Annotated in this window: 24 protein-coding genes; 10 read left to right on the top strand and 14 right to left on the bottom strand. The window is 50.4% G+C overall.

Annotated elements, in window-relative coordinates; translation table 11 throughout:
* Positions 1–2: 2 nt before the first annotated feature.
* Positions 3–2,219 (top strand): photosystem I core protein PsaB, encoded by a 2,217-nt coding sequence (gene psaB, locus H6F90_RS06395; RefSeq protein ID WP_190434993.1) that lies wholly within the window; start codon positions 3–5, stop codon positions 2,217–2,219.
* A gap of 91 nt (positions 2,220–2,310) precedes the next feature.
* Here the strand turns inward: psaB and H6F90_RS06400 are convergent, their stop codons facing one another.
* From H6F90_RS06400 to H6F90_RS06410, 3 genes are all read right to left on the bottom strand, one after another.
* Positions 2,311–2,979, bottom strand: a complete 669-nt coding sequence (locus H6F90_RS06400) for an endonuclease III (RefSeq protein WP_190551241.1) — start codon at positions 2,977–2,979, stop codon at positions 2,311–2,313.
* Between the two features lie 38 nt (positions 2,980–3,017).
* The gene (locus tag H6F90_RS06405) at positions 3,018–3,269 is read right to left on the bottom strand and encodes a hypothetical protein (RefSeq protein ID WP_190551243.1); all 252 of its coding nucleotides are present in this window, start codon (positions 3,267–3,269) and stop codon (positions 3,018–3,020) included.
* Positions 3,270–3,349: 80 nt separating this feature from the next.
* Positions 3,350–4,345, bottom strand: a complete 996-nt coding sequence (locus H6F90_RS06410) for an alpha/beta fold hydrolase (protein WP_242024369.1) — start codon at positions 4,343–4,345, stop codon at positions 3,350–3,352.
* Positions 4,346–4,687: 342 nt separating this feature from the next.
* Between H6F90_RS06410 and rd the strand changes: the two genes are divergently transcribed.
* On the top strand, positions 4,688–4,852 hold the full coding sequence (rd, locus tag H6F90_RS06415) for a rubredoxin (RefSeq protein ID WP_190551245.1): 165 nt from the start codon (positions 4,688–4,690) through the stop codon (positions 4,850–4,852).
* Between the two features lie 127 nt (positions 4,853–4,979).
* On the opposite strand, the gene H6F90_RS06420 is transcribed toward rd, so the two are convergent.
* Positions 4,980–5,573 (bottom strand): PEP-CTERM sorting domain-containing protein, encoded by a 594-nt coding sequence (locus tag H6F90_RS06420; protein WP_190551247.1) that lies wholly within the window; start codon positions 5,571–5,573, stop codon positions 4,980–4,982.
* A gap of 420 nt (positions 5,574–5,993) precedes the next feature.
* Here H6F90_RS06420 and H6F90_RS06425 point away from each other — a divergent pair, with 420 nt between their 5' ends.
* Positions 5,994–7,415 carry a serine/threonine-protein kinase gene (locus H6F90_RS06425; protein WP_190551249.1) on the top strand — a complete coding sequence of 474 codons (1,422 nt, stop codon included), beginning with the start codon at positions 5,994–5,996 and terminating at the stop codon, positions 7,413–7,415.
* A 74-nt stretch (positions 7,416–7,489) separates the two neighbouring features.
* A complete protein-coding gene (locus tag H6F90_RS06430; RefSeq protein ID WP_190551252.1) occupies positions 7,490–8,719 on the top strand; it encodes an NAD(P)/FAD-dependent oxidoreductase in 1,230 nt (409 codons plus the stop codon).
* 102 nt (positions 8,720–8,821) lie between these two features.
* Here H6F90_RS06430 and H6F90_RS06435 read toward each other — a convergent pair whose 3' ends face one another.
* Positions 8,822–9,580: a HEAT repeat domain-containing protein gene (locus tag H6F90_RS06435; protein WP_190551254.1), complete on the bottom strand. Its 759-nt coding sequence runs from the start codon at positions 9,578–9,580 to the stop codon at positions 8,822–8,824.
* Between the two features lie 211 nt (positions 9,581–9,791).
* On the opposite strand from H6F90_RS06435, the gene H6F90_RS06440 reads away from it, so the two are divergent.
* Complete coding sequence (locus tag H6F90_RS06440) at positions 9,792–9,956, top strand: hypothetical protein (protein WP_190551256.1); 165 nt, start codon at positions 9,792–9,794, stop codon at positions 9,954–9,956.
* Here the strand turns inward: H6F90_RS06440 and H6F90_RS06445 are convergent.
* From H6F90_RS06445 to dusB, 9 genes are all read right to left on the bottom strand, one after another.
* Positions 9,922–10,449 carry a GNAT family N-acetyltransferase gene (locus H6F90_RS06445; protein ID WP_370587962.1) on the bottom strand — a complete coding sequence of 176 codons (528 nt, stop codon included), beginning with the start codon at positions 10,447–10,449 and terminating at the stop codon, positions 9,922–9,924. The two genes, H6F90_RS06440 and H6F90_RS06445, sit on opposite strands and share 35 nt — an antisense overlap.
* Positions 10,450–10,479: 30 nt before the next feature.
* Positions 10,480–10,719, bottom strand: a complete 240-nt coding sequence (locus H6F90_RS06450; RefSeq protein ID WP_190433192.1) for a hypothetical protein — start codon at positions 10,717–10,719, stop codon at positions 10,480–10,482.
* A 90-nt stretch (positions 10,720–10,809) separates the two neighbouring features.
* On the bottom strand, positions 10,810–12,084 hold the full coding sequence (locus tag H6F90_RS06455; protein WP_190551258.1) for an MFS transporter: 1,275 nt from the start codon (positions 12,082–12,084) through the stop codon (positions 10,810–10,812).
* 104 nt (positions 12,085–12,188) lie between these two features.
* Positions 12,189–12,806 carry a transcriptional repressor LexA gene (gene lexA / locus H6F90_RS06460; protein WP_190551260.1) on the bottom strand — a complete coding sequence of 206 codons (618 nt, stop codon included), beginning with the start codon at positions 12,804–12,806 and terminating at the stop codon, positions 12,189–12,191.
* Positions 12,807–12,915: 109 nt separating this feature from the next.
* A complete protein-coding gene (gene argF, locus H6F90_RS06465; RefSeq protein WP_190551262.1) occupies positions 12,916–13,839 on the bottom strand; it encodes an ornithine carbamoyltransferase in 924 nt (307 codons plus the stop codon).
* 254 nt (positions 13,840–14,093) lie between these two features.
* Positions 14,094–14,480 (bottom strand): hypothetical protein, encoded by a 387-nt coding sequence (locus H6F90_RS06470; protein ID WP_190433188.1) that lies wholly within the window; start codon positions 14,478–14,480, stop codon positions 14,094–14,096.
* Between the two features lie 149 nt (positions 14,481–14,629).
* A complete protein-coding gene (locus H6F90_RS06475; protein WP_190551264.1) occupies positions 14,630–15,025 on the bottom strand; it encodes a response regulator in 396 nt (131 codons plus the stop codon).
* An 88-nt stretch (positions 15,026–15,113) separates the two neighbouring features.
* Positions 15,114–17,288, bottom strand: a complete 2,175-nt coding sequence (locus tag H6F90_RS06480) for a GAF domain-containing protein (RefSeq protein ID WP_190551266.1) — start codon at positions 17,286–17,288, stop codon at positions 15,114–15,116.
* Between the two features lie 158 nt (positions 17,289–17,446).
* Positions 17,447–18,529 carry a tRNA dihydrouridine synthase DusB gene (gene dusB / locus H6F90_RS06485; RefSeq protein ID WP_242024370.1) on the bottom strand — a complete coding sequence of 361 codons (1,083 nt, stop codon included), beginning with the start codon at positions 18,527–18,529 and terminating at the stop codon, positions 17,447–17,449.
* A gap of 185 nt (positions 18,530–18,714) precedes the next feature.
* Between dusB and H6F90_RS06490 the strand changes: the two genes are divergently transcribed.
* The 5 genes from H6F90_RS06490 (at position 18,715) to proS (ending at position 26,078) form a co-directional block, all read left to right on the top strand.
* Positions 18,715–19,326 (top strand): Hsp20/alpha crystallin family protein, encoded by a 612-nt coding sequence (locus tag H6F90_RS06490; RefSeq protein ID WP_190551268.1) that lies wholly within the window; start codon positions 18,715–18,717, stop codon positions 19,324–19,326.
* A 360-nt stretch (positions 19,327–19,686) separates the two neighbouring features.
* Positions 19,687–21,612, top strand: a complete 1,926-nt coding sequence (dnaK, locus tag H6F90_RS06495) for a molecular chaperone DnaK (RefSeq protein ID WP_190551270.1) — start codon at positions 19,687–19,689, stop codon at positions 21,610–21,612.
* Between the two features lie 321 nt (positions 21,613–21,933).
* Complete coding sequence (locus H6F90_RS06500) at positions 21,934–22,821, top strand: hypothetical protein (RefSeq protein WP_190551272.1); 888 nt, start codon at positions 21,934–21,936, stop codon at positions 22,819–22,821.
* A 210-nt stretch (positions 22,822–23,031) separates the two neighbouring features.
* A complete protein-coding gene (locus H6F90_RS06505) occupies positions 23,032–23,958 on the top strand; it encodes a hypothetical protein (RefSeq protein WP_190551274.1) in 927 nt (308 codons plus the stop codon).
* Positions 23,959–23,999: 41 nt separating this feature from the next.
* The gene (gene proS / locus H6F90_RS06510) at positions 24,000–26,078 is read left to right on the top strand and encodes a proline--tRNA ligase (RefSeq protein WP_190551276.1); all 2,079 of its coding nucleotides are present in this window, start codon (positions 24,000–24,002) and stop codon (positions 26,076–26,078) included.
* Positions 26,079–26,127 lie beyond the last annotated feature (49 nt).

The raw sequence follows: 26,127 nt of genomic DNA on the forward strand, positions 1-26,127 counted from the left end.
CTATGGCAACTAAATTCCCTAAATTTAGCCAGGACCTCGCTCAAGACCCGACTACACGTCGGATTTGGTACGGGATCGCAACGGCTCACGACTTTGAAAGCCATGACGGTATGACGGAAGAAAATCTTTACCAAAAGATTTTTGCTTCCCACTTCGGTCACTTGGCAATCATCTTCCTGTGGACTTCTAGCCTCCTGTTCCACGTCGCCTGGCAAGGTAACTTCGAAACCTGGATCAAAGATCCACTGAATGTCCGTCCCATTGCTCACGCGATTTGGGACCCCCACTTTGGTCAACCTGCGATTGATGCGTTCACTCAAGGTGGCGCTTCTGGCCCGGTTAATGTGGCTTACTCTGGTGTTTATCACTGGTGGTACACCATCGGGATGCGCACCAACGGTGACCTCTACCAGGGTTCCGTATTCCTGCTCATCCTCTCTGCGGTCTTTTTGTTCGCAGGTTGGTTGCACCTCCAGCCCAAGTTCCGTCCTAGCCTTTCTTGGTTCAAGAATGCTGAGTCTCGCCTGAACCACCACCTCGCTGGTTTGTTTGGTGTTAGCTCTTTGGCTTGGACTGGTCACTTGGTTCACGTTGCTATCCCTGAATCTCGTGGACAGCATGTGGGTTGGGATAACTTCTTGACGACTCTGCCTCACCCAGAAGGTCTACGTCCCTTCTTCACAGGTAACTGGGGTGTTTATGCAGAGAACCCAGATAGTGCTCAACATCTGTTTGGTACTGCTGAAGGTTCGGGTAATGCAATCCTGACCTTCTTGGGTGGCTTCCATCCTCAGACTCAGTCCTTGTGGCTGACTGACATGGCTCACCACCACCTGGCGATCGCAGTTATCTTCATCATTGCGGGACACCAGTACCGCACTAACTTCGGGATTGGTCACAACATCAAAGACATGTTGAACGCCAAGAACTTCTTTGGCGCTAAGACCGAAGGTCAAGGTAACTTGCCTCACCAAGGCTTGTACGACACCTACAACAACTCTCTGCACTTCCAATTAGGCATTCACTTAGCAGCGCTAGGAACTGTGCTTTCTTTGGTCGCGCAGCACATGTATGCGATGCCTCCTTACGCCTTCATGGCAAAGGACTTTACCACTCAGGCAGCTCTGTACACCCATCACCAGTACATTGCAGGCTTCTTAATGATTGGTGCGTTCGCTCACGGCGCTATCTTCTGGGTTCGTGACTACGATCCAGACCAGAACAAAGGCAACGTGCTCGATCGCGTACTTCGTCACAAAGAAGCGATTATCTCTCACCTGAGCTGGGTATCTCTCTTCCTGGGTTTCCACACCCTAGGTCTATACGTCCACAACGACGTTGTAGTTGCTTTCGGTACTCCTGAAAAGCAAATCCTGATTGAGCCTGTATTCGCTCAGTTCATTCAGGCTTCCCACGGTAAGGCTCTCTATGGCTTCAACACCCTGCTATCAAATGCGGATAGTGTTGCTTCCAATGCTGGCGCTACTTACCTACCTGGTTGGCTCGATGCCATCAACAGCGGCACCAACTCCCTCTTCTTGACCATCGGTCCTGGCGACTTCCTAGTTCACCATGCGATCGCTCTGGGTCTGCACGTTACGACCTTGATTTGCGTCAAGGGTGCGTTGGATGCTCGCGGTACCAAGCTGATGCCCGATAAAAAGGACTTCGGTTTCACCTTCCCTTGCGATGGTCCGGGACGAGGCGGCACTTGCCAGACCTCTGCATGGGAACAGTCGTTCTACCTTGCTGTTTTCTGGATGCTGAACACCCTGGGTTGGGTTACCTTCTACTGGCACTGGAAGCATCTGGCTGTATGGCAAGGCAACGTAGCTCAGTTTAATGAGTCTTCTACTTACCTCATGGGCTGGCTGCGCGATTACCTCTGGCTGAACTCTGCTCAGCTGATCAACGGGTACAACCCCTATGGCATGAACAACCTGGCGGTCTGGGGCTGGATGTTCCTCTTTGGACACCTGGTTTGGGCAACTGGTTTCATGTTCTTGATCTCCTGGAGAGGTTACTGGCAAGAATTGATCGAAACCTTGGTTTGGGCGCACGAGCGTACTCCTCTAGCTAACCTGGTTCGCTGGAAGGACAAGCCTGTTGCTCTGTCTATTGTTCAAGGCTGGTTGACTGGTCTAGTCCACTTCACGGTTGGCTATGTCCTCACCTACGCCGCTTTCCTCATCGCCTCTACTGCCAGCAAGTTTGGTTAATCTTCACTGATTGACTCGCGTTAGCTGTATAGGTTAATAGGAACTCCCCTGCCGCAAGGTGGGGGAGTTTTGTTTTGAGCTGGTTTTGAAGTTAACGATGAGCTTCTACGCCAACCTGTTGGCACATTTCCAGAACTGGGCAAGTAGAGCAGCGAGGGCGATCGCCTGTACAAATATGTTTGCCAAAGGGCACCAGCAATCGATTAATTTCGATCCAGTATTCGGGTGGTAGCTGCTTCTCTAGTGCTGCCAAGGTTTTTTCTGGAGTGCGGGTGTGGACATAGCCCCAGCGGTTGGTGACGCGATGGACGTGAATATCCACGCTGATATAAGGCTGATTGCAAGCAATCCCCAAGACAAGATGAGCGCATTTAGGGCCAACGCCGTTGAAGGAAAGTAGGGTGTTGAGGTCGCAGGGTAGAACTCCATTATGTTCTGCTACCGCTTGTTGAGCGATCGCGTGAATCTGAGGGGCTTTGCCTTCGTGAAAAGTGGAGTCGCTAATCAGTTGGTCAATTTCGGCGATCGTGAGTTGGCTAACTTCTACGGGAGTTCGAGCTTGCTGAAAGAGGCGACGTGATACGGGTAAGGTGGTTTCGTCGCGAGTGCGAATCGAGATCATGCAAGCCAACAAAAGCTCGAAGACAGAGTTATAGCCTTCCTCAGCGAGTTCAAACAATGCAGCTTTAGGTAAAGGTTCTACAGCTTGCCGAATCTGGGCGATCGCCACCTCAATGTCAAACGGTTGCTTCTCAGCCACTAAGCGTTACCTCTGGCACTCCCATAAACCGCGATCGCTTAACTCTCTGCTTGCCGCTGTTTTGCAATCTCTTGCAGCAGTTGATCATCAGAGTAAGAGCTTTCCCAATCGCCTTGTAACTCTAGCCGTACCGATTGTGCTCCACCACTCGGAGTACAGACTACTCGATAGGTGTCTTTGTCTTCATTGACTTTCGCCGCTTCCTGATTCTCGGCGGTTTGGGAAAGACCCGCATAAGCTTGAATACAGCTCCAGGTAATTCCCTCAGCATCAGTAACTTCTTTTGGCATAAACGCTCTCGCACTCAGTTTTACGGTTTGTAGAGAGAATTATGGCTGAGCGATCGCGTTAAGGGCTTCTATCACAAGCATTAAGCTGGTGAGAAACTTGTGGGTTGTGGTAGGTGAGAATCGCTTAGAAAGTGAAGAATTGCGTCACTGATAGCATCTGGGCAGCATACAGCTGCATCGTGTCCACAATTGATAATGACTTGAAATTGAGCATGAGGCAGGCGAGCATGCAGTTCCTCCCCGTTACTCAGGGGAAACCAGCGATCGTCTTTGCCCCAAAGAATCAAAGTTGGACAAGCGATCGCGCCTAGATTATCTTGAATCGGTGTAATTTGGTTCGGCTGTCCTGCCAGCAGTGCTTGAATTTCGCGGGCAGATTGGCGCATATCTACCGCGAATTGCGTCATTGCCCCTGGAATCTCAGTGTAAGGGTAGGTCAACCAATAAATTTCCTCTGGAGATGTAGAGGTGGGGTCTACCATTACTTCGAGGCGAGCAATTTTTACTAGTAAATGCACCAGTGGCGTGACTGGACGCGCTAGCTGCAATTCATCTACCCACTGCACCAACGGCAGCGGGATGTCGGCCATCCACTGCATCCCCCAAGTCGGCAAGCGCTTTGGAAAGATGGGGACATTGATCACCACTAACTGAGCGACTAGTTCTGGATAGGTTTCCGCTAAAGCGATCGCAGTTAGGGCTCCTAATGACTGGCCCACGACGATCGCAGGTTCGGGACACAACGCTTGAATAATTCGCGCCAACTCCACGAGCTGATGCCCTGGAACTTCAGAGTGGCGAATTTGCGCAGAAAAGCCATAACCTTTGGCATCAAAACAAATGACCCGAAAGTGCTGCGATAGTGGATCAATTAAATCTCGCCAAGCATAACTCCAGCTAGCAGCGCCATGAACCAAAATTAGGGGTGGGCCGCTGCCTTTTTCTCCATAGGCGATCGCTACTGGATAACCACTCGCATCTAAAATCTGGATTTGCTGTCGGCCCTGTGGAAAGGTTACTTGCCACCAATCCTGTACCATTTCTGCCTCTTTGCCTGGATAACTTTGCCAAAACATGAGTCTGGATTAACTAGGCCATCCATTACTAGCCCAGTTATCCTTAGCTCCTGTCCTTAAATCCTAGCAATCCCAAAACTACCTAGGATTCATAGCTGTTTTGGCAAAGTCTTGTCGCAAAGTTTTAGCGATCGCAAAACTTAGAGAATCCCTTTCAGCGCAAATTCTTGAAAATCCCTCAAAAAGCCAGTGGCGGCACTTCTGCTGCGTCTCATAGCCATGAGTTTTCCGGATTGCTAGCTGGATGCAGGGATTGTATCACTCTAGAATTTTGCCGCTTCTTTATAAAAGAAAATGCGATGAGCTTGTACGATGGCAGCACAGTGATTGGCAGGAGTGAAGATGCAGCGCTACGTCTGTACAGTTTGTAACTACGTTTATGATCCAGCCGTAGGTGATCCAGACTCAGGAATTTCTCCCGGTACCGCCTTTACAGATTTACCAGAGGATTGGGTTTGCCCGATATGTGGGGCTACTAAAGCCGATTTTGAGCCACAGGAGTCTTAAACCTCAACAATTTAGGGCATTCAGGGCACTGTGGCAAATTAATGAGGAAAAGCCAGCGATCGCTAGAACTCGATCACATCAAACATTAGTGGACTTGATGCCTTGGGGACTGGCTCAACCCAGCGTTCTAACCCTGCTTGTGCTTAAGCCATGCGAAGGTACCAATCGCAACCAATCCAAGCGCTGCGGTTGCTGAAGGTTCCGGGACGCTGGTGGGTTCTTCGGGAGTCTTGACCACAGCTCGATAAATTGTGGCGTGCGATAGGTCTTGAGCGATGCCTTTGCGATTTGTAGACACTCCAGCTGTGGACCACTTGCCACCCAGCACGGAAAAAGGATCGCTGGAGCCATCGAAGAAATAAGCGCTCCAGGAATTGGAAGCTTTCAAGCTGAGCACAAACGGACCTGTTAAAGCGGTATCAACGCTCCAAGTGCCAGAGTTGCCAGAGGTAACATCAAAGGCCCCCGCATCTGATTTGCCGACAAAGGCCCAATCTGTAATTCCTGCAAAAACTCCGGTTGATAACTTACCAAAGAGTGCTCCTGAGCCATCTCCTTGAGCATCATTACCATCGAATGAGCCGATACAAGAAGTGGAAGTACCAAGGCCAAAGGCAGTGACTGTGCCAGCGGAGCAATTTGCGGCTTGGGCAGGAATCGCCGAAAGGGCCAGTAGGCTAACTGCCAGTAGAGGAAGTTTCGTGAAGGAAGTGAATCGCATGGTTATTCTCTGGTATCCCAAGGATGATAGACGCTAGTGATTGGGCCGTCTCAGTTGTATAAGTATTTACAGAAAGCTGACGGCTTTACTAAGCTAGCAAGCACAAGGATGAAGAGCTTTCGGACAAAAAAATCTTTAACAGCCCTTGAAAATAGGAAGTCCGAGCTGTATTTCTACGTAGCAGAAGTGGAGTTCAACAATTAGGAGTGCTAGTGTGCTGACGTAGTAAAGACAACCTCAAATGGTCAGATGAGTGGGATTACGGCAGCTTGATTTCAGCTAGTCGGCTTCGCTGGATTTTACCGCTGCAATTTCACGAGGTTAGTCGAAGAACATTCAGTAATTATGAGGCTAGTGTTTAGGGTCAGCGATCGCAGGTTAGGCTGATTGAGGTCGCAGGTTTGTGGTTCTAAACGCGGTATGAGCACTCTAGTTGGTAGTCACCTCCAAAACGGCAAATATACAGTTGAGCAAGAGCTGGGGCGCGGCGGATTTGGCGTCACCTATAAAGCCATCCTGCACTCGCTGGGGCAACCTGTGGTGATCAAAACGCTTGATGAGTCCCTCCGCCGAGATCCCAACTTTGCTCAATCGCAACAGCAGTTTCAGGATGAGGCGAAAAGGCTAGCATTGTGTATCCATCCCAATATTGTTCGGGTCATGGACTTCTTCACAGAAAACGGTCTGCCCTTCATTGTGATGGAGTATATTCCCGGAGCTACCTTGGATGCTGTCGTTCTGCCGAATACGCCCCTGGGCGAGGTAACAGCGATTCACTATATTCGTCAGATTGGGCTAGCACTAAAAGTTGTCCATCAGAATGGTCTACTGCACCGAGATGTGAAGCCTCAGAACTTGATTTTGCGCCAAGGAACCGATCAAGTGATTTTGATCGACTTTGGCATTGCGCGGGAGTTTTCGCCGGGAGCGGTGCAGACTCATACCAGCTTCGTATCACCTGGTTACGCTCCTATTGAGCAATATCTGCCCCAGGAGAAGCGCACCCCTGCCACTGATGTTTATGGCTTAGCAGCCACTCTCTACATGCTGCTGACAGCGCAAGTCCCTGCCCCCTCAATTCTTCGCGATCGCCAACCCCTCCGAGAACCCAGAGAGTGGCGATCGGACTTGAGTGCTAGGGTCAACCGAGCGGTCGTCAGGGGCATGGCGGTCGAACCTCAATTACGCCCAGCCAGTGTTGATGAGTGGCTCCAGTTGCTACCTGACTCTCAATTTGCCAGTCAGCCAACTCCCTCCGCTACCACCCAAGCGGCAACGGTAGCCGTAATTCCGCAACATCGGCCAGTTTCTCGGCCAGCTCCTCGGTCAGTTCCTACAGTCGTTGCTGCATCTCCTCGCTCCCAACTCTGGCGCTACGTGCTGATTGCTGGACTGGCAGCGATCGTAGCTGCAACGGTAGGAGCCTTAGTTGCCAGACAACCCTCCACTTCAAACCCATCCGTAGCCCAACCGAGTCCTGTCGCTCCGCCTTCCAGCCCAGCTCCAACTCAAGAAGCTGCAACTCCCGCTCCAGAAGCCATCTCTACTCCTACACCCCCGGTGCTACCAGAGGCTCCTGAGCCATCACCCCCCGACGAGCCTGAACCGCCCGCTCCAACTTCTCCTGAACCAGAAGGCGACTTAGAACCTGCACCTCCGTCAACTAGTCCCTCTCTACCCCCAGAATCTGAGAACATTCCTCCTGAACCACCAGACGAAAAAGCCGCAGAGCAACAGCAAGAGGCAGAAGAACGAGCCGCAGAAGCAGCACGAGAAGCAGAAAAACAAGAAAAGGAGCGAGCTAAAGAGCAGGAGAAGGGAGACGGCAAAAAGAGAGATTAGCGCTGGCTTCAGCTTTTTGTGAAACTGAAGCGTTAGCCTAGAATCAAGGATTTGCAACCAGGGTTAGAATTCCTTTGTCTTCACGACCGTTAAAAGTTTTAGTGATTGGGGGCGGAGCGGCAGGTTTTTTTGGCGCGATCGCCTGTGCTGAGGCGCACCCCCACGCGCAAGTCATGCTGCTAGAAGCAGGCCGTCAACTTTTGCCCAAAGTTAGAATTTCAGGGGGCGGACGCTGCAACGTCACCCATGCCTGTTTTGATCCTGCCGTTTTAACGCAGTACTACCCCAGGGGCGGCAAAGCGTTGCGGGGAGCTTTCACCCGTTTCCAGCCACGAGACATGATTGCTTGGCTAGATCAGCATGGTGTGGAACTGAAAACCGAAGCTGATGGGCGAATGTTCCCCACCACCGATGATTCAGAAACCATTGTGGATTGCTTCATTCATGCGGCTAAGGCGGCGGGAGTAGAGATTCGCACTGGAGTTCCGGTGGTAGGAATTACTCGCTTAGATTCCGGCTTTGAGGTGGAGTTAAAGTCTGGGCAGACTCTCAGTTGCGATCGCCTCTTGCTCACCACAGGCAGCAGTCCCCAAGGGTATCAACTCGCTAAACAGTTGGGTCACCAAGTAGCGCCTCCTGTACCTTCTTTGTTTACCTTTAATGTTTCTGATCCGCGTCTGCACGACTTAGCAGGTGTTTCTGCCTCCTCAGTCCGAGTGCGCTTACGGACAGGCAATGGTGAGCAGTTCGAGCAGAGCGGGCCATTACTAATTACGCACTGGGGTTTGAGTGGGCCAGCGGTGCTGAAACTATCGGCTTGGGGAGCCAGGGCGTTGCATGACAGCCGTTATCAAGGCACTCTGCAAATCAACTGGTTGCCACAATATAAGCTAGAAGCTTTACGTGAGCAATTGCTTGCGGTGAAGTCTCAGTTACCCAGAAAAGCGATCGCCCCCAATTGCCCAGTTCTCTTACCTCGCCGTCTGTGGGAACGGTTGATTGCTAGTGCTGGCATTACAGAAACAACTCGTTGGGCAGAGCTCTCTAACAAAGCCCTAAACCAACTGCTGCAAGAACTGACTCAAGGTTCCTATATCGTGAAAGGTAAAGGTGCTTTTAAGGAGGAGTTTGTCACTTGTGGCGGAGTCAGCTTAAAAGAAGTGGATTTCAAAACGATGGAAAGCCGCTGCTGTCCAGGGCTTTACCTAGCTGGGGAGATTCTGGATATTGATGGGGTTACAGGCGGCTTCAACTTCCAAAGCGCTTGGACTACCGCTTGGTTGGCAGGTCAGGCGATCGGTTGATGAGCGTTCGCGTTCTGGTTCTACCGGAGTGCGATCGCTACCACCAGCGTTGTGAAATTGTCTTGTGAGATCGCCATAGTCACCAACCGTTGCACCTCACCGTTATATCAAGCGATCGCGCTCAATTTCTTCAATCACCTGCAAGCCACGCGGATCGCCCACTTTCAGCAAAGCGGTTTTGGCATCTTCTTGAACACCCAGCTCTTCGTCCTCGGCAAAGGCTTCGATCAAGGCATCGATCGCCGTTGCATACACAACGTTGGAAGGCAGTTCGCGGCATAGTTGCCCCACCGACCAAGCACAATTGCTTCGTACTGCCGCCACCGGATCACGTCTTAAGCCTTCGATCAGCGGTGGAATTGCAGCAATCACAGATTCGTAGTTCACATCCGACATCTGAGATAAGGCGCTCGCAGCCCAAAGTCGTACGGCGGAAATGTCAGTCCTGAGCGCATCAATTAGTGGCAAGAGAGAGCGGCGATCGCGGCAGTTGCCCAAGGCCCAAACCACACCTTTACGCACGTAGCCATTCCAATCGCGATTCAGTTGGTCAATCAACGGCTCCACCGCATCATGACTTGGATTCCGCCCCAAACCATAGGCTGCACTGACTCGCACCAAGGGGCAAGCATCCTGCAACAGGCTAATCAACTGCGGAATCGCACGATCATCCTGCAACTCACAAAAAGCTCTAGCTGCCAGCATCCGCTGGTTGGTCTCCGGTGCGTCTAAGAGCGCCAGCATTGCCTCTGGATTTGGCTTCGGTGTCTCAGACTCAGCATCAATTGGCCCCATGCGGTCGAGGGGGCTCTCCAGTTCAGCCTCAAGATCGAGTACTGTTAGGTCGTCATCATCATACATACTGTCACTTTACAGCACTTAGCGGGGTGCAGGAGCAGGTCAACAGGTAGAGTTTTTGCGGTAGTGGAACTGCAAAATTGGGGGATGATTTCGCAGTTTTGCCTCTATCCCAACTTAACGTGCGAGGTAGTAGTGCTGGAAGGAGTTAGCTACAACTTCTTCGCAAAAATATAACAATCTTGGCTAGGATGCAGTATCTAAGCCAACCATAGTGGTAACAAGCCACAACATTCCTGAAAATATTAGCGATCGCTTTGGCAAGCTCGCGGAGCCAAAGCCTAAGGCGATCGCGCCAGTGCGGCTTAAACCCAGTTTTCTGTCAAAGTTACGGTTACTGATATTTACCCTGCGGTTGGCGGTGATTCCAACGGCTTAACCATCCATAAAGCCTGCGTTTGAAACCCTAGCTTTTGGTATAGGTTCAGCGCAGGTTGGTTGGCTTGAAATACTTGCAGCCCCAGTTGGCGATCGCCCCTTGCCTGGGACCAAGCGATCGCATGTTGAATTAGAGCCGTAGCAATTCCTCGCCGCCGATGTTCTGGCAGGACATACAGCAAAAAGATACAGGCATGGCGATCGCCTGTCACTTGGTCAACCGAGTTACCCAGCCATAGACAGGCCACGGGTGACAAAGCCGCACGAGACAACAGAGTCGTAGAAGTAGCAGGGCTTGGCTCCTCTAGCTCCACCCACCAGACAGGACTGTCATGAGTCAGGTAGCGCTCCACAGTCTGCGCTAAGTGAGAAAAATCTTGATCTGGATATAGTTCCTGGTAAGTTCGCTGCATAAACTTCACCAGCGACGCTCGCTCCAAGCCAGAGCCAGAACGCAGCCAATAACCTGGCAACAATAGCTTCGGTGAGGACACCGCTACTTAATCACCCTACAAAACCAGGAGTTACAGTTGCTCGGACAAAGCTGGATCATCTGGTAATCCTTTAATCAGGGCTGACAGCGCTGGTGGCAAATCAGCCACTTGGTCAGGGCGAGCCGGAATAGTTTGCAAACCCACTTCTTCAATTGGAGCAGGTGCTGCCATATCCGTTGGCAAAAAGATACGAGCGCTGACTGCAACCAGAGCGACCAGAAAGACCAAGACCACAATCAAAGGGGCAATGTACTGACGGAAGAAAGCCATAGTGCCAGGGAATCGTAGGTAAGAAAATTTATCTGAGAAGAAATCTAAGATTTGTGAAGCGACTCTCTCTTCATCCTACAACCGATACAGCTAATCGTCTCCGTCTTCTCCATTAGCGTTTACCGCCTCAACTTTGGCATTCCAAGGCGCAAAAACAGGTAAAAGTAATAAACCTGGTAACGCTGCTACCAGCGATAGTGTAAAGAATAGAGGCCAACCTGTTGCTTCCACAATCCCACCTGCGGGGGCCACCAAAATGTCACGACTAACCGCCATGAGGCTAGAAAGTAGGGCAAATTGCGTCGCCGAAAACCGTTGGTTACAGAGGCTCATCAAGAAAGCGACGAAAGCGGCTGTCCCTAATCCTGCACAGAAGTTCTCGATATTAATTGCGACCACCATAAACGAGTAGTCTTTACCAACTTGGGATAGCCCTAAGTAGGCCAAGTTACTAACCGCTTGTAGCCCACCAAATATCCAGAGGGAGCGGTTAATGCCCAATTTACTGAGGACCGCACCTCCTGCTAACACCCCAACAATGGTTGCCAGCAGCCCCATTCCTCCCTGAATCGCGCCAATATCGGTCTGGGTAAAACCTGTTTTCAGCAAAAATGGGGTAGACATATTGTTGACGAGGGCGTCTCCGAGCTTGTAGAGCACGATAAACACCAAAATCAAAGCGCCCCGCACTGCACCGAGCCGCTGAAAAAACTCAATGAACGGCAACCTCACAGCATCTGCTAAAGAATCGGGAGGGCGATCGCGCAACACGGGTTCTGGAGCCCAAAGCGCTGTCACCATTCCGATTGCCATTAGCACTGCCAGCAACAAGTAAACGGTGGGCCAAGGAATCCGATCTGCCAAAATCAGGGCTAGGGAACCAGTGAGTAAAAGAGCGATGCGATATCCCAACACCGCTACCGCTGCCCCTGCCCCCATCTCATGGGTTTCCAGCACATCTGTGCGGTAGGCATCAAATGCAATATCTTGGGTGGCACTGAAGAAAGCAATGATCAGAGCATTCAGCGCCAACAGTTGCAGGGCTTGGGAAGGGTTTTGCAACGCCATCGCGCCAATGGCTAGCAGCAACGCACCTTGGGTCAAAATTAACCAACCTCGTCGTCGCCCTAGAAATGGTGGGATAAACCGATCGAGAATAGGTGACCACAGAAACTTCAGAGAGTACGGTAAGCCTACCAAGCTAAACAGGCCAATCGATTTCAGATCGACTCCTTCCACCGTCATCCAAGCTTGCAGAGTTTTACTAGTCAAAAATAATGGCAAGCCAGAAGCAAAGCCCAACAGCAATAATGCAGCCATTTTGCGGCTTTGAAATACTTGCAGCACAGATTGAGTCGCTTTCACAGTTAATTAGAATTCCTCCCACAACAGAGCCTTCCTGTCGCAGTCTGACAATCATGCCACAGGAAGATTCAAGCACTCATTGATTGTAGGGAGCTGTTACAAAATTAAGCGAGAGCCGTCTCAAGACCGCGCCAAACACCAACCAGTGAGCCTTGCACCTGTACGTGACTAGCAGACACTTCAATTGGTGGATACTTCACATTCGCAGGCTTCAAAGTCACCTTGTTGCCCTTGCGATGGAAGTGCTTTAGAGTCGTACCATGTCCCTCCACCATCGCAGCGACAATGGTGCCGTTCTTGAGAGACTTAGGATCGGCGACAGGTTTCATGATCACAACATCACCAGGAGCGATCAGCGCTTCAATCATGCTGTCGCCAGTGACTCGCAACGCGAAATATTGAGGTTGCAGGAGAAGATTAGACAGATCTAAGCGATCCACCGTATCCGTAAACGGCTCGACCAAGCCACCAGCAGCGATCGCACCTAGAATAGGTACACCCTGGGTATCCGCTTGCAAAATCCGGATTGTCCGAGCTTTGCCCTCGGTCCAGCTAATATATCCCTTAGCGCGCAAGTGCTCTAATCGGCTTTGGATGGGAGCGGGCGACTTCAACTCCATCGCCTGCATCATCTGCCGAATGGACGGCGAATGGTGGTGGTGACGGATATACTCTAATAACCAGTCAAAAAGTTGCTGTTGGGCTTCAGTGAGGCGTTCCATAAAAATTTTAGGTGGTTGATTATTCTCACCCCATAGAACATTTGTATCATCACAATTCTCGTCTGTCTAGCCCTGAGCCAAATCTTGAGCCAAATAAACTTGCGATCGCCTACGCACCTGCTCCTAGCAAGCTAGCCAGCAATGCCTTCTGAGCATGCAGACGATTTTCTGCTTGGTCCCAAATCTTGGACTGCTCACCTTCCATCACGCCATCGGTAATTTCTTCTCCCCGGTGTGCTGGGAGGCAATGTAAAACGATCGCCTTGGGGTTCGCTAAGCTCAGCAAGGATTCATTCACTTGATACGGCTGAAAAATAGGAATGCGAGAGGCAGCATCTGCTTCTTGACCCATGCTGGCCCAGACATCCGTGTAGAGTACTTGAGCAGCTTTGACGGCTGTTTCTGGATCATGAGTGACAGTCACTTCTGAGCGACCTGCGGCGATCGCTTTGGCCTGCTCCACGATCGCGGGCAAAGGCTTGTATTCAGGCGGTGTGGCTACTCGCACATTCATTCCAACTAAAGCACAACCTAATAGGAGAGAATGAGCCACGTTGTTGCCATCTCCCAAGTAGGTTAACGTCAGACCCGCTAACGTACCAAACGTCTCCTGAACGGTCAGTAAATCCGCCAAAATTTGGCAAGGATGCTCCAAATCACTCAGGGCATTGATCACGGGAATCTGAGCATGATGGGCAAATGTTTCAAGGTCTTGCTGCTCAAACGTCCGGATCGCCATGATGTCGAGATAGCGATCTAGAACGCGCGCTGTATCCTCCAGCGGTTCTCCTCGCCCGACTTGAGTTACGTTTGGGTTCAGGTCTAGGACTTGGCCCCCTAGTTGGTACATGGCAACCGAAAAGCTCACTCGTGTCCGCGTTGAGGCTTTATAGAACAGCAACCCCAAAACTTTGGGACAGTGCGGTGCGACTTTGCCCGCCTTCATCTGTCCTGCCAAATCCAGTAGCCCTTGCACCTCGTCTGGGGTGAGATCCGCCAAACTTAGGAGATCCCGTCCTTTCATTGCCTCCATGCTGCCCCTCTTTAACTGAAGCAAAATGCTTTGATGCTTACAAACAAGCGTAGGCAACCGACAAGGCTACCCTGAGCGGCCTACCAGAGAGGCCGTCTTAAAACCCTACCAGATCCTCAAGAGATAACCTAGCCAGCAAACCTTGATATAGCAATCCAAGTGCAGAGCCCAATTTCCAGGTTGAGGAGCGATCGCGATATCAACATCTTCTCAGCTTAGGTACTTTGTCTACTCGACTAACTGAGTAAATGATTTTACGAACGATTAGCCGCCAAAAATTGCTTAATCTGCGCCAGGATTGCTTCCAGACCCATATCTTTGACTAGAAATCCATCGGCTTGCGGGCAAAGGGCTTTACCAGCCTCCAAATCATGTTGGCTCAAAAATCCAGTGGCCAGGATTAGCACAGGCGGATCGAGTAAATCGTTTTTTAGCTGGCAAATCAACTCACAGCCATTGATGTTTTTTTCAAATCTTGCAGGTGGAATGGAGAAATCGACGATCGCCAAATCATACTCATGGGCTTTGGGCAAGAAGCTATAAACATCTACATAGTTAGATACATCAAACTCATTTCTGAAAAATCGTTTAATTGCGAATCCCCATTGTTGATCATCATCCAACACCGCAATCTTAGACATCGGAAACTTCTATTTTATAGTGGCTAGTTTTAATCACTATTTTAAGACAACTATTTCAGCGATTCTAATGAGAATTTTCAAGCAAAACTTTCTCTTCCTAAATATGAATCAGCATTAATTCACCTAGGTTAGATGAATTAACAACTCAATTAGTTAGTGCCGCAGAGCTGGGCGATCGCATTCAGAAAGGCATCATAATCTGTAATAGGTTTTGTATAAAAACCATCCGCTTGAGATGTAACTAAAAGGGCTTCTTGCTCAGTCAGCATGGCATAAGCAGTGACTAAGATAATTGGGATATGAGCCGTAGGGGAATGATTTTTCAGCAAACGAGCTAAATCCGCGCCACTCACCGCTTGCCCTTTCCATTGGGCTCCAGGTAAGTTCACATCCATCAAGATTAAATCCACTGCTCCAATTTGGCATCGATAGAAAATCTCGACCGGATCATCGGCAATGTAGACTTGATGACCACCTAAACGCTGAATTAATTTAGCAGTTCCTTTAGCTAGTACTTGGTCATCATCAACTAGCAAAATATTCAAGGTTTGTGTTCCTTTGCCTGAATCGTTAAATCTATTAGCAATCAGAGCGGTTAATTATTAAAGCGATCACAATCAGCCAAGCTAATTTCTAAAGATTGAGAGCATCAGTATGGGGTAAAGTAAAACTTACTTGAGTTCCTTGATCTTTACCACCACTATTAATCCAAATTCTGCCGCCCATCAGCTCTACGAGACGCTTACTAATGGTCAAACCCAAGCCCGTCCCCCCATAGCGCCGCTTAATCGAGCCATCGGCTTGCACAAAAGGTTCAAACAATAAATCTCGTTTTTCTAGGTCGATACCAATACCTGTGTCAGTTACAGAAACTTCCACGATTTGACCAATCTTGCTCTGAGAGGAGTTATCTATTTTCTTCACTGCGTGAATGCGAATTTCTCCTTGACTGGTAAATTTCAGGGCATTGGAAACTAGATTAGTTAATATTTGCCGAAGCTTAATCTTGTCGGCATAAACGTTGTCCACTTCACATTCAACAATTAATGCAATTCCTTTGCGACGGCTATCTAAATTGAACAAGTTCTGCTCTTCTTGCAGCAGTGTTGGTAGATGAACTATTTCCAAATTGATGTTCATCCGACCTGCTTCGATTTTAGCAATATCTAAAACATCGTTGATGATGTCAACCAAATTTTCGGCAGACTGATAAGCCACTTGAATATATTCTTTTAATTCCTCTTCATTGTCATAAAATCCTTCTTTAAGCAATTTCAAATAGTTCAGTGTTGAGGCTAAAGGTGTGCGTAGTTCATGGCTGGTAGAAGAGAGGAAATCAGACTTCAAGCGGCTGGCTTCCTCTGCAACGGTCCGTGCCGTATGTAACTCCTGATTACGCATTTCTACCAAGAGACGTTGTTCTCGTTCATACTGGTACAAGCGGTTCTGCATCACAGCCATTGACAGATGCGTGCCCAAAGCGCGAATTAACTCAGTTTCTCCTTCCAACCAAGGTTGAGCTTGGGCTTGCTTCAATTCTCGCCAAACTTCAAAGGACTGTCGGGGTCGTTGCTGCCGCTCATCGGAATCCCAGTGTCCCGCCCACGCTTTCTCTGTATCAACCTCATCGCGGAAAATACTCAAGCAGCCTAAAGATTGCTGCCCATAACGCAGGGGCATGATCAAAATGCTACGAATCCGGCTGGGCGCAAAAGCGGCTTGCAATGCAGCTAGCTTTGGTTCTTGATACAAGTCGGCGATCGCACAGATATGAGGGATGGCTGGGTAAACGACGGGTTGCGCTTCTTCCGTGATTTCCATCAGGTCTGGAGTCAGAGAAGCAGCGATCGCAGCTTTGGATAGGGGCGATCGCTGGAGCAGAGATAACAGTAATGCTGGCTGTACAGGTTTGGTTTGGCCCTCCATCAACTCTTGCCAAAAACTGCTTGCCTCTAAATCTAAAGGTTGAGCAGCGTCAGGCAATTGGGGTTGCGTACCATAAGCGTAGAGATGGCCACCAGCAGTAGCTTCAGTGCCCGCCAAAAACAATCTGCCGCCCGAACCCTGAACCGCCTCAATTACCCGCTGGAGGACAATTTGCAGAATTGCTTGAATACTGAGCGGCGCATGTAGCAAGGTGGAAATTTGGTTCACAATTGCCTCGCGCGCTGCTTGCTCTCTGGCCTGGGTTAGCAGATTAGATTGAGCGATCGCGATCGAAACTTGGTCCGCCACCATCTGCAAAATTTGCAGATCTGTCGCCGAGAAAACTCTGGGTTCAGAGTGGTGGGAAACTAACAAACCCCACAGTTGCTGGTGATGCAAGATGGGCACAACCAGCGAAGACTGAACGCCCATCGCAGTCAAATATTCGACGTGGCAGGGATCTACAGGACGCTGGAGAAGCCCAATAGCAGCCAAATCCTCTGCGGTATCGGGGCTATTTAACCAGCTCACATTAACTTGCTGACTCAGCACGTCAACAATGACTCGCTGCCGAGCTTTGACAAACATTTCGCGGGCTTGAGGGGGAATGTCGTCCGCTGGAAAGTTTAACCCCAGCAAAGAGGGTAATCGCTGTTGGTAAATAGACTCTGCAATGACTTCACCGCTTTCATCTGGGTGGAACCGATAAACCTTAACCCGATCAGTACCCAGAAACGAGCGCGTTTCTGCCACAGTTGCAGCCAGGATCTCAGGCAGTTCTAAGGACTGACGGATGCGGTTGGTCATCCGGTTTAGTAGAGTTCCTTGAGCCAGCAGGGATGGCTCTATTTCCTCTTTAAAACTGCTCTCTGGCTGGTTCATCTTAAGTTAGGGCGAGGTTAGTCAGTGGCAAATAAAGCTGTGTAGCAAAAAAGCTTCTTATCTTAATAAATTTAGGGTTCCACCAATCCTGACTTTTGCAACAGCACACTCAACTGTCTCAACCGCTTGATATTTACTTGATATTTAACTGTTTTCGGCTAAGCAACCACAGAAATTAGGGGAAGGGCATTTGCCACTTTTGCCGTGTCAGTCTCCAACTCAGGAAAAGCCGCGATCGCACCATCCAATAAATCCAAACCCTGCTGCACCGTTTCAATTAAGCACAACTGACTGCGCAGCTCAGCCGCTCCAGCAAAACCTTTGACATACCAAGTCATATGCTTGCGAGCTTGCCGAATGCCGCGATCGCCCTTGTACTCCCACAGGGCTTGTAAATGCTCCCGCGCACATTGCAGCCGTTCTATCTGAGTCGGCACAGCTTTTTCGGTGCCAGTTTTGAGGAAGTAATCAATCTCTCCCACCAAGAAGGGATAGCCCATCGTGGCACGCGAGCACATCACCCCATCTGCCCCAGTCTGCTCTAAGCATTCCACCGCTGCCTCCACCGAGAAAATATCGCCATTGGCAATCACCGGAATCGATAGTTTCTCCTTTACTCGACCAATCCACTCCCACTTAGCAGAGCCGTTGTAGCCCTGCGATCGCGTTCGGGCATGCACCGTCAACATCTGCGCTCCAGCATCCTGCAAGCGTTCGGCAAACTCCAGAATGTTAATCTCCTCATCTGTCCAGCCGATGCGGGTTTTTACCGTCACAGGCACATTCACCGCTTGTACCACTGTCCGCACAATGGCCTCTGCGGTTTGAGGGTCACGCAATAGCGAAGAACCACCTCCATTCTTCGTGATTTTGTTCACCGGGCAGCCCATGTTGATGTCGATCGTGTCCGCTCCCTCTGCGACTGCCATCCGCGCTGCCTCTGCTAGAAAGTCTGGGCGACAGTCAAACAGTTGAATACTAATCGGACGCTCGTTGGGGTCAATCTCCATAATTTTAGGCAGGTGCTTCATATGGCAAAGCCCGCTCGCCTGCACCATCTCGGTATACATCATCGAGGCAGGAGAATAGCGCCGCACCAACCGCCGGAAAACCAGATCCGTCACCCCCGATAGTGGAGCCTGAAGCACCCGACTATGAACGTCCAAAGAACCAATTTTCAGTGGGCTAGATAAGCGAGACTTCAGGCTGGAAGACAGAGAAACCATTACAAGCGGATGCATTACGAGTTTCTACATTGTAAGTAACTGAGCTAACCCATTGGGTTTTGCCAGGCGATCGCTCCTTTCTAGATAATTCCTGAAGCAGGCGGCAAACACGACTCTGAGCTTACGGTTCCCCTGAATGCGACCTGAGGTATTGCTGCCTACAGTAGAAACATCGGAACCCAAGCAATGCTCCTAAGCCCATGAGAACCTTAATTCGCTGGCAACCTCGACGTGAGTTCGACATTGTCCGTCGTCAACTTGACCAACTCTTTGACGAGATTTCCAATATCAATTTTGACTCAGCCCTGGTCAAACCTAGAGAGCTTGGCCCTAGAGAAAGGGGTGCTGCTTGGATGCCCGCGATCGAAATCAACGATATCGGAGCCGCACTAGTCCTACGCGCCGAAGTTCCTGGCGTAGACGCAGAGCATCTAGACGTGCAAGTCAGCCGAGATGCAGTCGCCATTCAAGGCGAATATCGGTCCGAGCAGAAAACTGACGAGCAAGGCCACTTCCGTTCTGAGTTTCGCTACGGCAACTTCCGCCGCGTAATCCCTCTGGGAGTGCCTGTGCAGAATGACCAAGTTCAGGCAGAACTCAAAGACGGCATTCTCACCCTCACCTTGCCAAAAGTAGCCCCTGAAAAAGCGGTTGTAAAACTCAACCTAAGCACCACCGAATCCGCTACTTCCTTAACAGCAGCCCCTGAGACTACCGAAACCGTTCCAACTTCAGCTTCCACTCAAGCCCCGGTGGCTGAAAGCATCCTTGAACTCACCTCAGATGTCTGGTCTGAAAACCCTACTGCCTAAACAGTAACCTTCAGACTACCTTAAAACCTCTTCTGGAGGGGGTCTGGGGGACGCAGCCGTCCCTCAGGCGGGGGTTTGGGGGCGAGTGCCCCCAAGGCTCGGATTCTTTTCCTAAAAAGGGGCAGAAACGAAGCCATCTCTCTAGAACCGACCATCCAGGTTCGGTAAATACCCCTTCAAGAGAAAGGCCAAGGACAAGCAGTATAGAGATTAGTGCGGTTAGCCTGGTCTGGCGTCACACAGTAGCTTAGCTGCCGACAAAACTCCAGTTCAGGTCTCACCCTGCCCCACCTCTGACCAAACTTGGCCTCTGAAATCGCTAAGTCTTTTGTATTGAATTGAATAGAGCCGGAGAATTTTATGGCAAAAGTTGTTGGTATTGATTTAGGCACGACAAACTCGTGTGTTGCGGTGATGGAGGGTGGCAAGCCTACTGTGATTGCGAATGCAGAAGGCTTCCGCACCACCCCATCGGTTGTCGCCTTTGCAAAGAATGGCGATCGCCTCGTGGGTCAAATCGCTAAGCGTCAAGCCGTGATGAACCCCGAAAACACCTTCTACTCAGTGAAGCGGTTTATCGGTCGTCGCTTTGACGAAGTATCAAACGAACTCACCGAAGTTTCCTACAAAGTCCTCAACGGTAACGGCAACGTTAAGATCGACTCCCCCGCTCAGGGCAAGCAGTTTGCGCCTGAAGAAATTTCTGCTCAAGTTTTGCGGAAGCTGATCGAGGATGCCAGCAAGTACTTAGGTGACACAGTCACTCAAGCAGTAATCACCGTTCCGGCTTACTTCAACGACTCCCAGCGCCAAGCTACCAAAGATGCTGGCAAAATCGCTGGGGTGGAAGTGCTACGGATCATCAACGAGCCGACGGCTGCTTCCTTGGCTTACGGTCTCGATCGCAAGAGCAATGAAACCGTTCTCGTCTTTGACTTGGGTGGTGGTACCTTCGACGTTTCCATCCTAGAAGTCGGTGATGGTGTCTTTGAAGTACTAGCGACCTCTGGTGATACTCACTTAGGTGGTGACGACTTCGACAAGAAGATTGTGGATTGGCTCGCTGACCAATTCCGTAGCGCTGAAGGCATCGACCTCCGTAAAGACAAGCAAGCTCTGCAGCGACTGACTGAAGCCGCTGAGAAAGCCAAAATTGAGCTGTCTAGCGTTACTCAAGCTGAAATCAACCTGCCCTTCATCACCGCGACTCAAGACGGTCCGAAGCACCTTGACACAACCTTAACTCGCGCCAAGTTTGAAGAGCTGTGTGCAGACTTGATCGATCGCTGCCGCATCCCTGTGGAAGCTGCTCTGCGTGACTCCAAACTCGACAAGAGCGCGATCGACGAAGTGGTACTCGTGGGTGGTTCTACCCGGATTCCTGCGGTACAAGAAATTGTGAAGCGCGTGCTGGGCAAAGACCCCAACCAGACCGTTAACCCTGATGAAGTCGTAGCGGTTGGTGCAGCCATTCAAGCAGGTGTACTTGCAGGTGAAGTCAAGGACATCTTGCTCCTCGACGTGACTCCCCTGTCTCTGGGTGTGGAAACCTTGGGCGGTGTGATGACCAAGATTATTCCTCGCAACACCACCATCCCTACCAAGAAGTCCGAAGTCTTCTCAACTGCGGTAGATGGTCAAACCAACGTCGAAATCCACGTCCTGCAAGGTGAGCGGGAAATGGCCAACGACAACAAAGACTTGGGTGTGTTCCGTCTAGATGGTATTCCTGCGGCTCCTCGTGGCGTGCCTCAAATCGAAGTCACCTTCGACATTGATGCCAACGGTATCTTGAATGTTCGTGCTAAGGACAAGGGTACTGGCAAGGAACAGTCGATCAGCATCACTGGGGCTTCTACTCTACCCAAGGATGATGTCGAGCGCATGGTCCGCGAAGCTGAGCAAAACGCAGCAGCTGACCAAGAGCGGCGTGAGAGGATTGACCTTAAGAACCAAGCTGACTCCTTGGCTTACCAAGCTGAGAAGCAAATGGGTGAGCTAGGCGACAAAGTTCCTGCAGGCGACAAGACCAAGGTTGAAGGTTTGATCAAAGACCTGAAGGAAGCTTCCAGCCAGGAAGATTACGATCGCATGAAGTCACTCACGACTGAATTGCAACAAGCTCTCTACAGCATTGGTAGCAACATCTACCAGCAAGCGGGTGGCGGTGCAGCTCCTGATGGGGCAACTGGAGCACCTGGTCCTGATGCTGGCCCCACTGGTGGTCCAACTGGTGGCGGTGGTGACGATGACGTGATCGACGCTGAGTTCTCGGAAACCAAATAAGCGATTCATTCGTCAACTTTAACGAATCGCTAGATCTGTACAACCTAGGGTCTGATAGTTTCAGGTAGCATGAGAGGTTTCTCTCGCTCCTGCGCTATCAGACCTTTTTATTTAGCGCCCCGTTTAACGGTCTGCTTGGCGCACTGTTAAGCTGCGCTTGTGTTGACTGCTACTGGCAAATTTTGCGGAACCAGCGTTAATTAAAGAGGGCGATCGCTCATTGTCATCACTGTTAAAAGAGTTGAGCTGGAAACGCTTCAGCCAGCCGACAGTCAGTTACGGTGAGCATCCCATTACAGGGTAGCTGGAGGCAGAAATGCAATGAATTGGCCAAATCAATTACTAATAGGTGCGATCGGCACAACAGCGATCGCCTTAGCGATGGCAGCTCCAGCCCAAGCCTTAACTCTGTACGGCACAACTCTGAATTCCGAGCTGATTCAAATTGACCCCGATTCGGGTCAAGGTACTCTGGTTAGCCAATTAGCTTTAGGAGCCTCTCCTTTTGGTTTAGCCACCCACGGCAACAATCTCTATACCTACGATCAAGTGAGCGGTACGATTCTGCAACTCGATCCTTTGACCGCCAAGACTCTCAACACCTTTGATGCTGGCATTAAAGAAGATGGGGAAGGAGAGTTGGCCTTTCGCAAAGATGGCACTGGTTTCTTAACTAGCAGCTTTGGACCCACCGGAACGTTGTTTAGCTTTAATCTTGCGGGACTTAGCTCTACTCAAATTACACCTCGCGACAGCTTGACTCCCAGCCTGGATGGTTTGGCCTTTGACCCCACTGGCGTGCTCTTTGGTCTTAGCCAAAACCAAGTAGATTTATATACGATTGACCCCGCGACAGGAGCCAGCACCTTCATTGGTGATCCGGGCTTAGACAGTTCTTTCGTAGCAGGCTTAACTTTTGCTCCCAACGGCACCCTCTACGCTGCCGTGAATAACGCCCTGTACACCTTAAATCCGCAAACTGCGGCAGCGACTTTGGTTGGGAATACAGGCTTTACTCGCGTCTCAGGACTCGCATTTTTTGAAACTAGCTCCACCGATCCAGATTCTGGTCCCGGTACTCCATCCGAACCGCCAGTTCTCACTCCCCCAGGTGGCACTGACCCTAATTCTATTCCTGAGCCGACTTCGGTCATGAGTTTGCTGTTACTAGGAGCGTTGGGTTGCTGGTCATTGCGACTCAAGTACTGATTTCAAGGAAGGGTTTTCAAGAAAGGATTTTCAGGGAAGGATTGGCTGGCGATCGCCCTTATTGGCTCTGACCTGATTTCTTAAGACAATCCAGGCAAAAGCGAACTTCTATTTTGGAGTTAGAGATACTTAGAGGTTTAACTACGACAGGTTGATTCTGAGGGGAAAGCGCTCAGGCTTGTCAGCGATCGCAGAGTTGGGTTTCTCGCCATGCCAAATCACCCTCTGTTTTATCCTGTTTCTGAGCATCTATCCGCCACGCCACTCCATGACCAAATCCAGATTGCCTTGGCGATCGCTGATCCACAAGTTCTCAAATCGCTGCTGACGAACTGTTTGCCTGCGATCGCGCAACCCCACGAGATTGGTGAAGTCAGCGCAGAAATTGGGATTCCCTTGCAGGATCAACAAACTGCGGATGCGGTGGTTCACTTTGAGGCGGTGAAATGTGTCTTGGCAGATTCTCCCCCTGCAACGCCTTCAAGGGAAGCTGAATCGTGCCATAGTCCCTATCGCCACCAAACTAAAACGAGTCAGAGCAAACACTCCAAATGCGAGTCAGAAACCCTGACACTAGCTCACAACGTTTCTCTAGCTCAGGCGATCGCGCTTTTAACAAAAGTCGGATTCGGGCCGCAGCAAGCACAGGAAATTTTGCACCTGTCCTACGAAGCCTCGCACAAGTCTTGGTGGTACGCCTTAGATGCAACAGGGCAGTTCTCCATCCCGTTTCTGCGCTATATCCGCACGCTGCGCTACCCGGACGGCACCGTCTCCCTACAATACAAAGATTATTTCTCTGAAACCAAGCCTGCAGGTTTTCAAAGCTTGCCGCAGAAGGTGTTGGTTATAGTCCGTGAGGACAGCCAAAGTTTTAGCCAAACGCTCCGCCAAATCAATGCGGATAGAACGGCGCTAGGCATCACTCAGGCAATTTTAATTTGCAACACGATCGCTGAGTTGGAAGCGCAAGCCTTTATTAGACAAGGGATTAGCCTTTATCCAGCCACCGACTTGATTTTGCCCACCCAAGCCAACTGTGCCGTTTGTGCCACTCACGCCTGCCCGATGAATGGTACTGCTGATTCTGCGATCGCCGTTTGTTATCGCTTTTGCTTAGAGGGCAGCTACGTCTGAGCGGTTATGAGATAATAATCTCCGGTCTGAAAGGGGAACCTATGCGCCTGTCTCAAATGCTCTTTGTCACACTGCGGGAAGATCCAGCGGAAGCGGAAATCCCCAGTCATAAATTGTTGTTGCGGGCAGGATACATCCGGCGGATTGGTAGCGGAGTCTATGCCTATTTGCCGCTGATGTGGCGAGTGCTGCAAAAAGTCTCCCAAATTGTGCGCGAAGAAATGAACGCAGCAGGAGCACAGGAATGCTTACTGCCGCAGTTGCAACCTGCCGAATTGTGGCAAGAGTCAGGTCGTTGGGATACCTACACCAAGGCCGAAGGCATCATGTTTTCGCTGGTCGATCGCCAAGAGCGGGAGATGGGACTCGGCCCCACTCACGAAGAAGTGATTACGACGGTGGCTCGCGAGATGATTCGCTCCTATCGGCAACTGCCCACCCACCTCTATCAAATCCAGACCAAATTCCGCGATGAAATTCGGCCTCGCTTTGGCTTGATGCGGGGGCGCGAGTTCATCATGAAGGATGGTTATTCTTTCCACGCCACAGAAGAAAGCCTGAAAGAAACCTATCAAGCCATGCACCAGGCTTATAGCAATATGTTCCGGCGCTGTGGGTTGGCGTTTCGCGCGGTAGAAGCAGACTCTGGCGCAATTGGGGGTTCTGGCTCCCAGGAATTTATGATTCTGGCGGAAGCGGGCGAAGACGAAGTGCTCTACACCGAGGATGGCAAGTACGCCGCCAATGTGGAGAAAGCAGTGTCGCTGCCTGTGGATGCTGAACCCTCGGCTTTCCCAACCTACGAGAAGCGCGAAACTCCGGGTACTGACACGATCGAAAAGCTCTGCCAGTTTCTCAAGTGCTCCCCCACCCAAATTGTCAAGAACGTTTTGTACGACGTTCGATATCGGCAGAAGGGCGTTTTTCTTGAATTCAGATGGATCGTTCTAGTTTCCATCCGTGGCGATCAAGAAGTAAACGAGGTCAAGCTACAAAATGAGCTTTCAAGATTGAAAGGTGACGTAACAATTGTCTCCTTACAGCCTTTGGAGACCAAAGTGCGAGTCACTTCAGGGTTAGAGCCTTTACCTGTCGGTTACATAGCACCTCAAATAGATTGGAGTAAGTACTTTTCAGATCAAGTAAAACTTGAATCCTCTGAAGATTTAAAGGGAGTTTTCTCACTGAAAGCTATAGGTCAAGCGAACAAAGTCTGGAAGCACATACCTTCAACAGCAAATCTTACAGACCCTAGCCACGCCTTAGACGAGATCAATAAAGCTGTTGAAGCGTACCTTAAAGAGTTGAGTGCCAAAAAAGAATTAACCTCTGAGGAAAATGATGCTTTCTCTGAAGAAGGAGGATTAAAAACTCAAATTTCTCAACTACGGTCGCTTTTGCAACAAAAGAAAACAATCTTGGAGTTTAAGCAGTTAGTAGACCAAACAGCAGTTGACCTCAAGAACTTTGTCACTGGAGCCAATGAGTCGGGTTATCACGTGGTGGGGGCCAATTGGGGCGACCAGTTCCAGTTGCCGAAACTTGTAGTTGATTTGCGGAAAGCCAAACTCGGCGATCGCGCGGTGCATGACCCTAGCCAAACGCTGCAAAGCGCTCGTGGCATCGAGGCGGGTCATATCTTCCAACTGGGCACCAAATATTCCAAGGCGATGGGAGCTACTTACACCAACGAGCAAGGCGAAGAAGCACCGTTAATCATGGGATGCTATGGCGTGGGCGTTTCTCGTGTGGCGCAAGCTGCGGTGGAGCAATCCTACGACAAAGATGGCATTATTTGGCCTGTGGCGATCGCCCCTTACCAAGCGATCGTGGTGATTCCTAACGTGAATGATGCCGAGCAAGTGAAAGCGGCTGAAACGCTTTACTCCGAGTTGAACCAAGCAGGCATTGACACCTTACTGGATGACCGGAATGAGCGAGCTGGGGTCAAATTCAAAGATGCTGACTTGATTGGCATTCCTTACCGCATCGTCACAGGCAAGTCACTCAAAGACGGCAAGGTGGAAGTGGTGCAACGGGCAACCAAATCAGTTCAGGAACTCCCACTCACCGAAGTGGTGTCTACTCTCCAGCAATGGGTAAACGCCGCCTGCTCCTAGCAAGACCCCTCCCCAACCCCTCCCCGACGCGGAGAGGGGCTTTGACTCT

It is taken from the genome of Trichocoleus sp. FACHB-591 (assembly GCF_014695845.1).
In the GTDB taxonomy this organism is placed as follows: Bacteria; Cyanobacteriota; Cyanobacteriia; order FACHB-46; family FACHB-46; genus Trichocoleus.

Coding starts and splice junctions, on each gene's coding strand:
- psaB (WP_190434993.1), top strand. CDS start 3: ATGGCAACTAAATTCCCTAAATTTAGCCAGGACCTCGCTCAAGACCCG.
- H6F90_RS06405 (WP_190551243.1), bottom strand. CDS start 3,269: ATGCCAAAAGAAGTTACTGATGCTGAGGGAATTACCTGGAGCTGTATT.
- H6F90_RS06410 (WP_242024369.1), bottom strand. CDS start 4,345: ATGTTTTGGCAAAGTTATCCAGGCAAAGAGGCAGAAATGGTACAGGAT.
- rd (WP_190551245.1), top strand. CDS start 4,688: ATGCAGCGCTACGTCTGTACAGTTTGTAACTACGTTTATGATCCAGCC.
- H6F90_RS06420 (WP_190551247.1), bottom strand. CDS start 5,573: ATGCGATTCACTTCCTTCACGAAACTTCCTCTACTGGCAGTTAGCCTA.
- H6F90_RS06425 (WP_190551249.1), top strand. CDS start 5,994: ATGAGCACTCTAGTTGGTAGTCACCTCCAAAACGGCAAATATACAGTT.
- H6F90_RS06435 (WP_190551254.1), bottom strand. CDS start 9,580: ATGTATGATGATGACGACCTAACAGTACTCGATCTTGAGGCTGAACTG.
- H6F90_RS06450 (WP_190433192.1), bottom strand. CDS start 10,719: ATGGCTTTCTTCCGTCAGTACATTGCCCCTTTGATTGTGGTCTTGGTC.
- lexA (WP_190551260.1), bottom strand. CDS start 12,806: ATGGAACGCCTCACTGAAGCCCAACAGCAACTTTTTGACTGGTTATTA.
- argF (WP_190551262.1), bottom strand. CDS start 13,839: ATGGAGGCAATGAAAGGACGGGATCTCCTAAGTTTGGCGGATCTCACC.
- H6F90_RS06470 (WP_190433188.1), bottom strand. CDS start 14,480: ATGTCTAAGATTGCGGTGTTGGATGATGATCAACAATGGGGATTCGCA.
- H6F90_RS06480 (WP_190551266.1), bottom strand. CDS start 17,288: ATGAACCAGCCAGAGAGCAGTTTTAAAGAGGAAATAGAGCCATCCCTG.
- dusB (WP_242024370.1), bottom strand. CDS start 18,529: ATGCATCCGCTTGTAATGGTTTCTCTGTCTTCCAGCCTGAAGTCTCGC.
- H6F90_RS06490 (WP_190551268.1), top strand. CDS start 18,715: ATGAGAACCTTAATTCGCTGGCAACCTCGACGTGAGTTCGACATTGTC.
- dnaK (WP_190551270.1), top strand. CDS start 19,687: ATGGCAAAAGTTGTTGGTATTGATTTAGGCACGACAAACTCGTGTGTT.
- H6F90_RS06500 (WP_190551272.1), top strand. CDS start 21,934: ATGAATTGGCCAAATCAATTACTAATAGGTGCGATCGGCACAACAGCG.
- H6F90_RS06505 (WP_190551274.1), top strand. CDS start 23,032: ATGCCAAATCACCCTCTGTTTTATCCTGTTTCTGAGCATCTATCCGCC.
- proS (WP_190551276.1), top strand. CDS start 24,000: ATGCGCCTGTCTCAAATGCTCTTTGTCACACTGCGGGAAGATCCAGCG.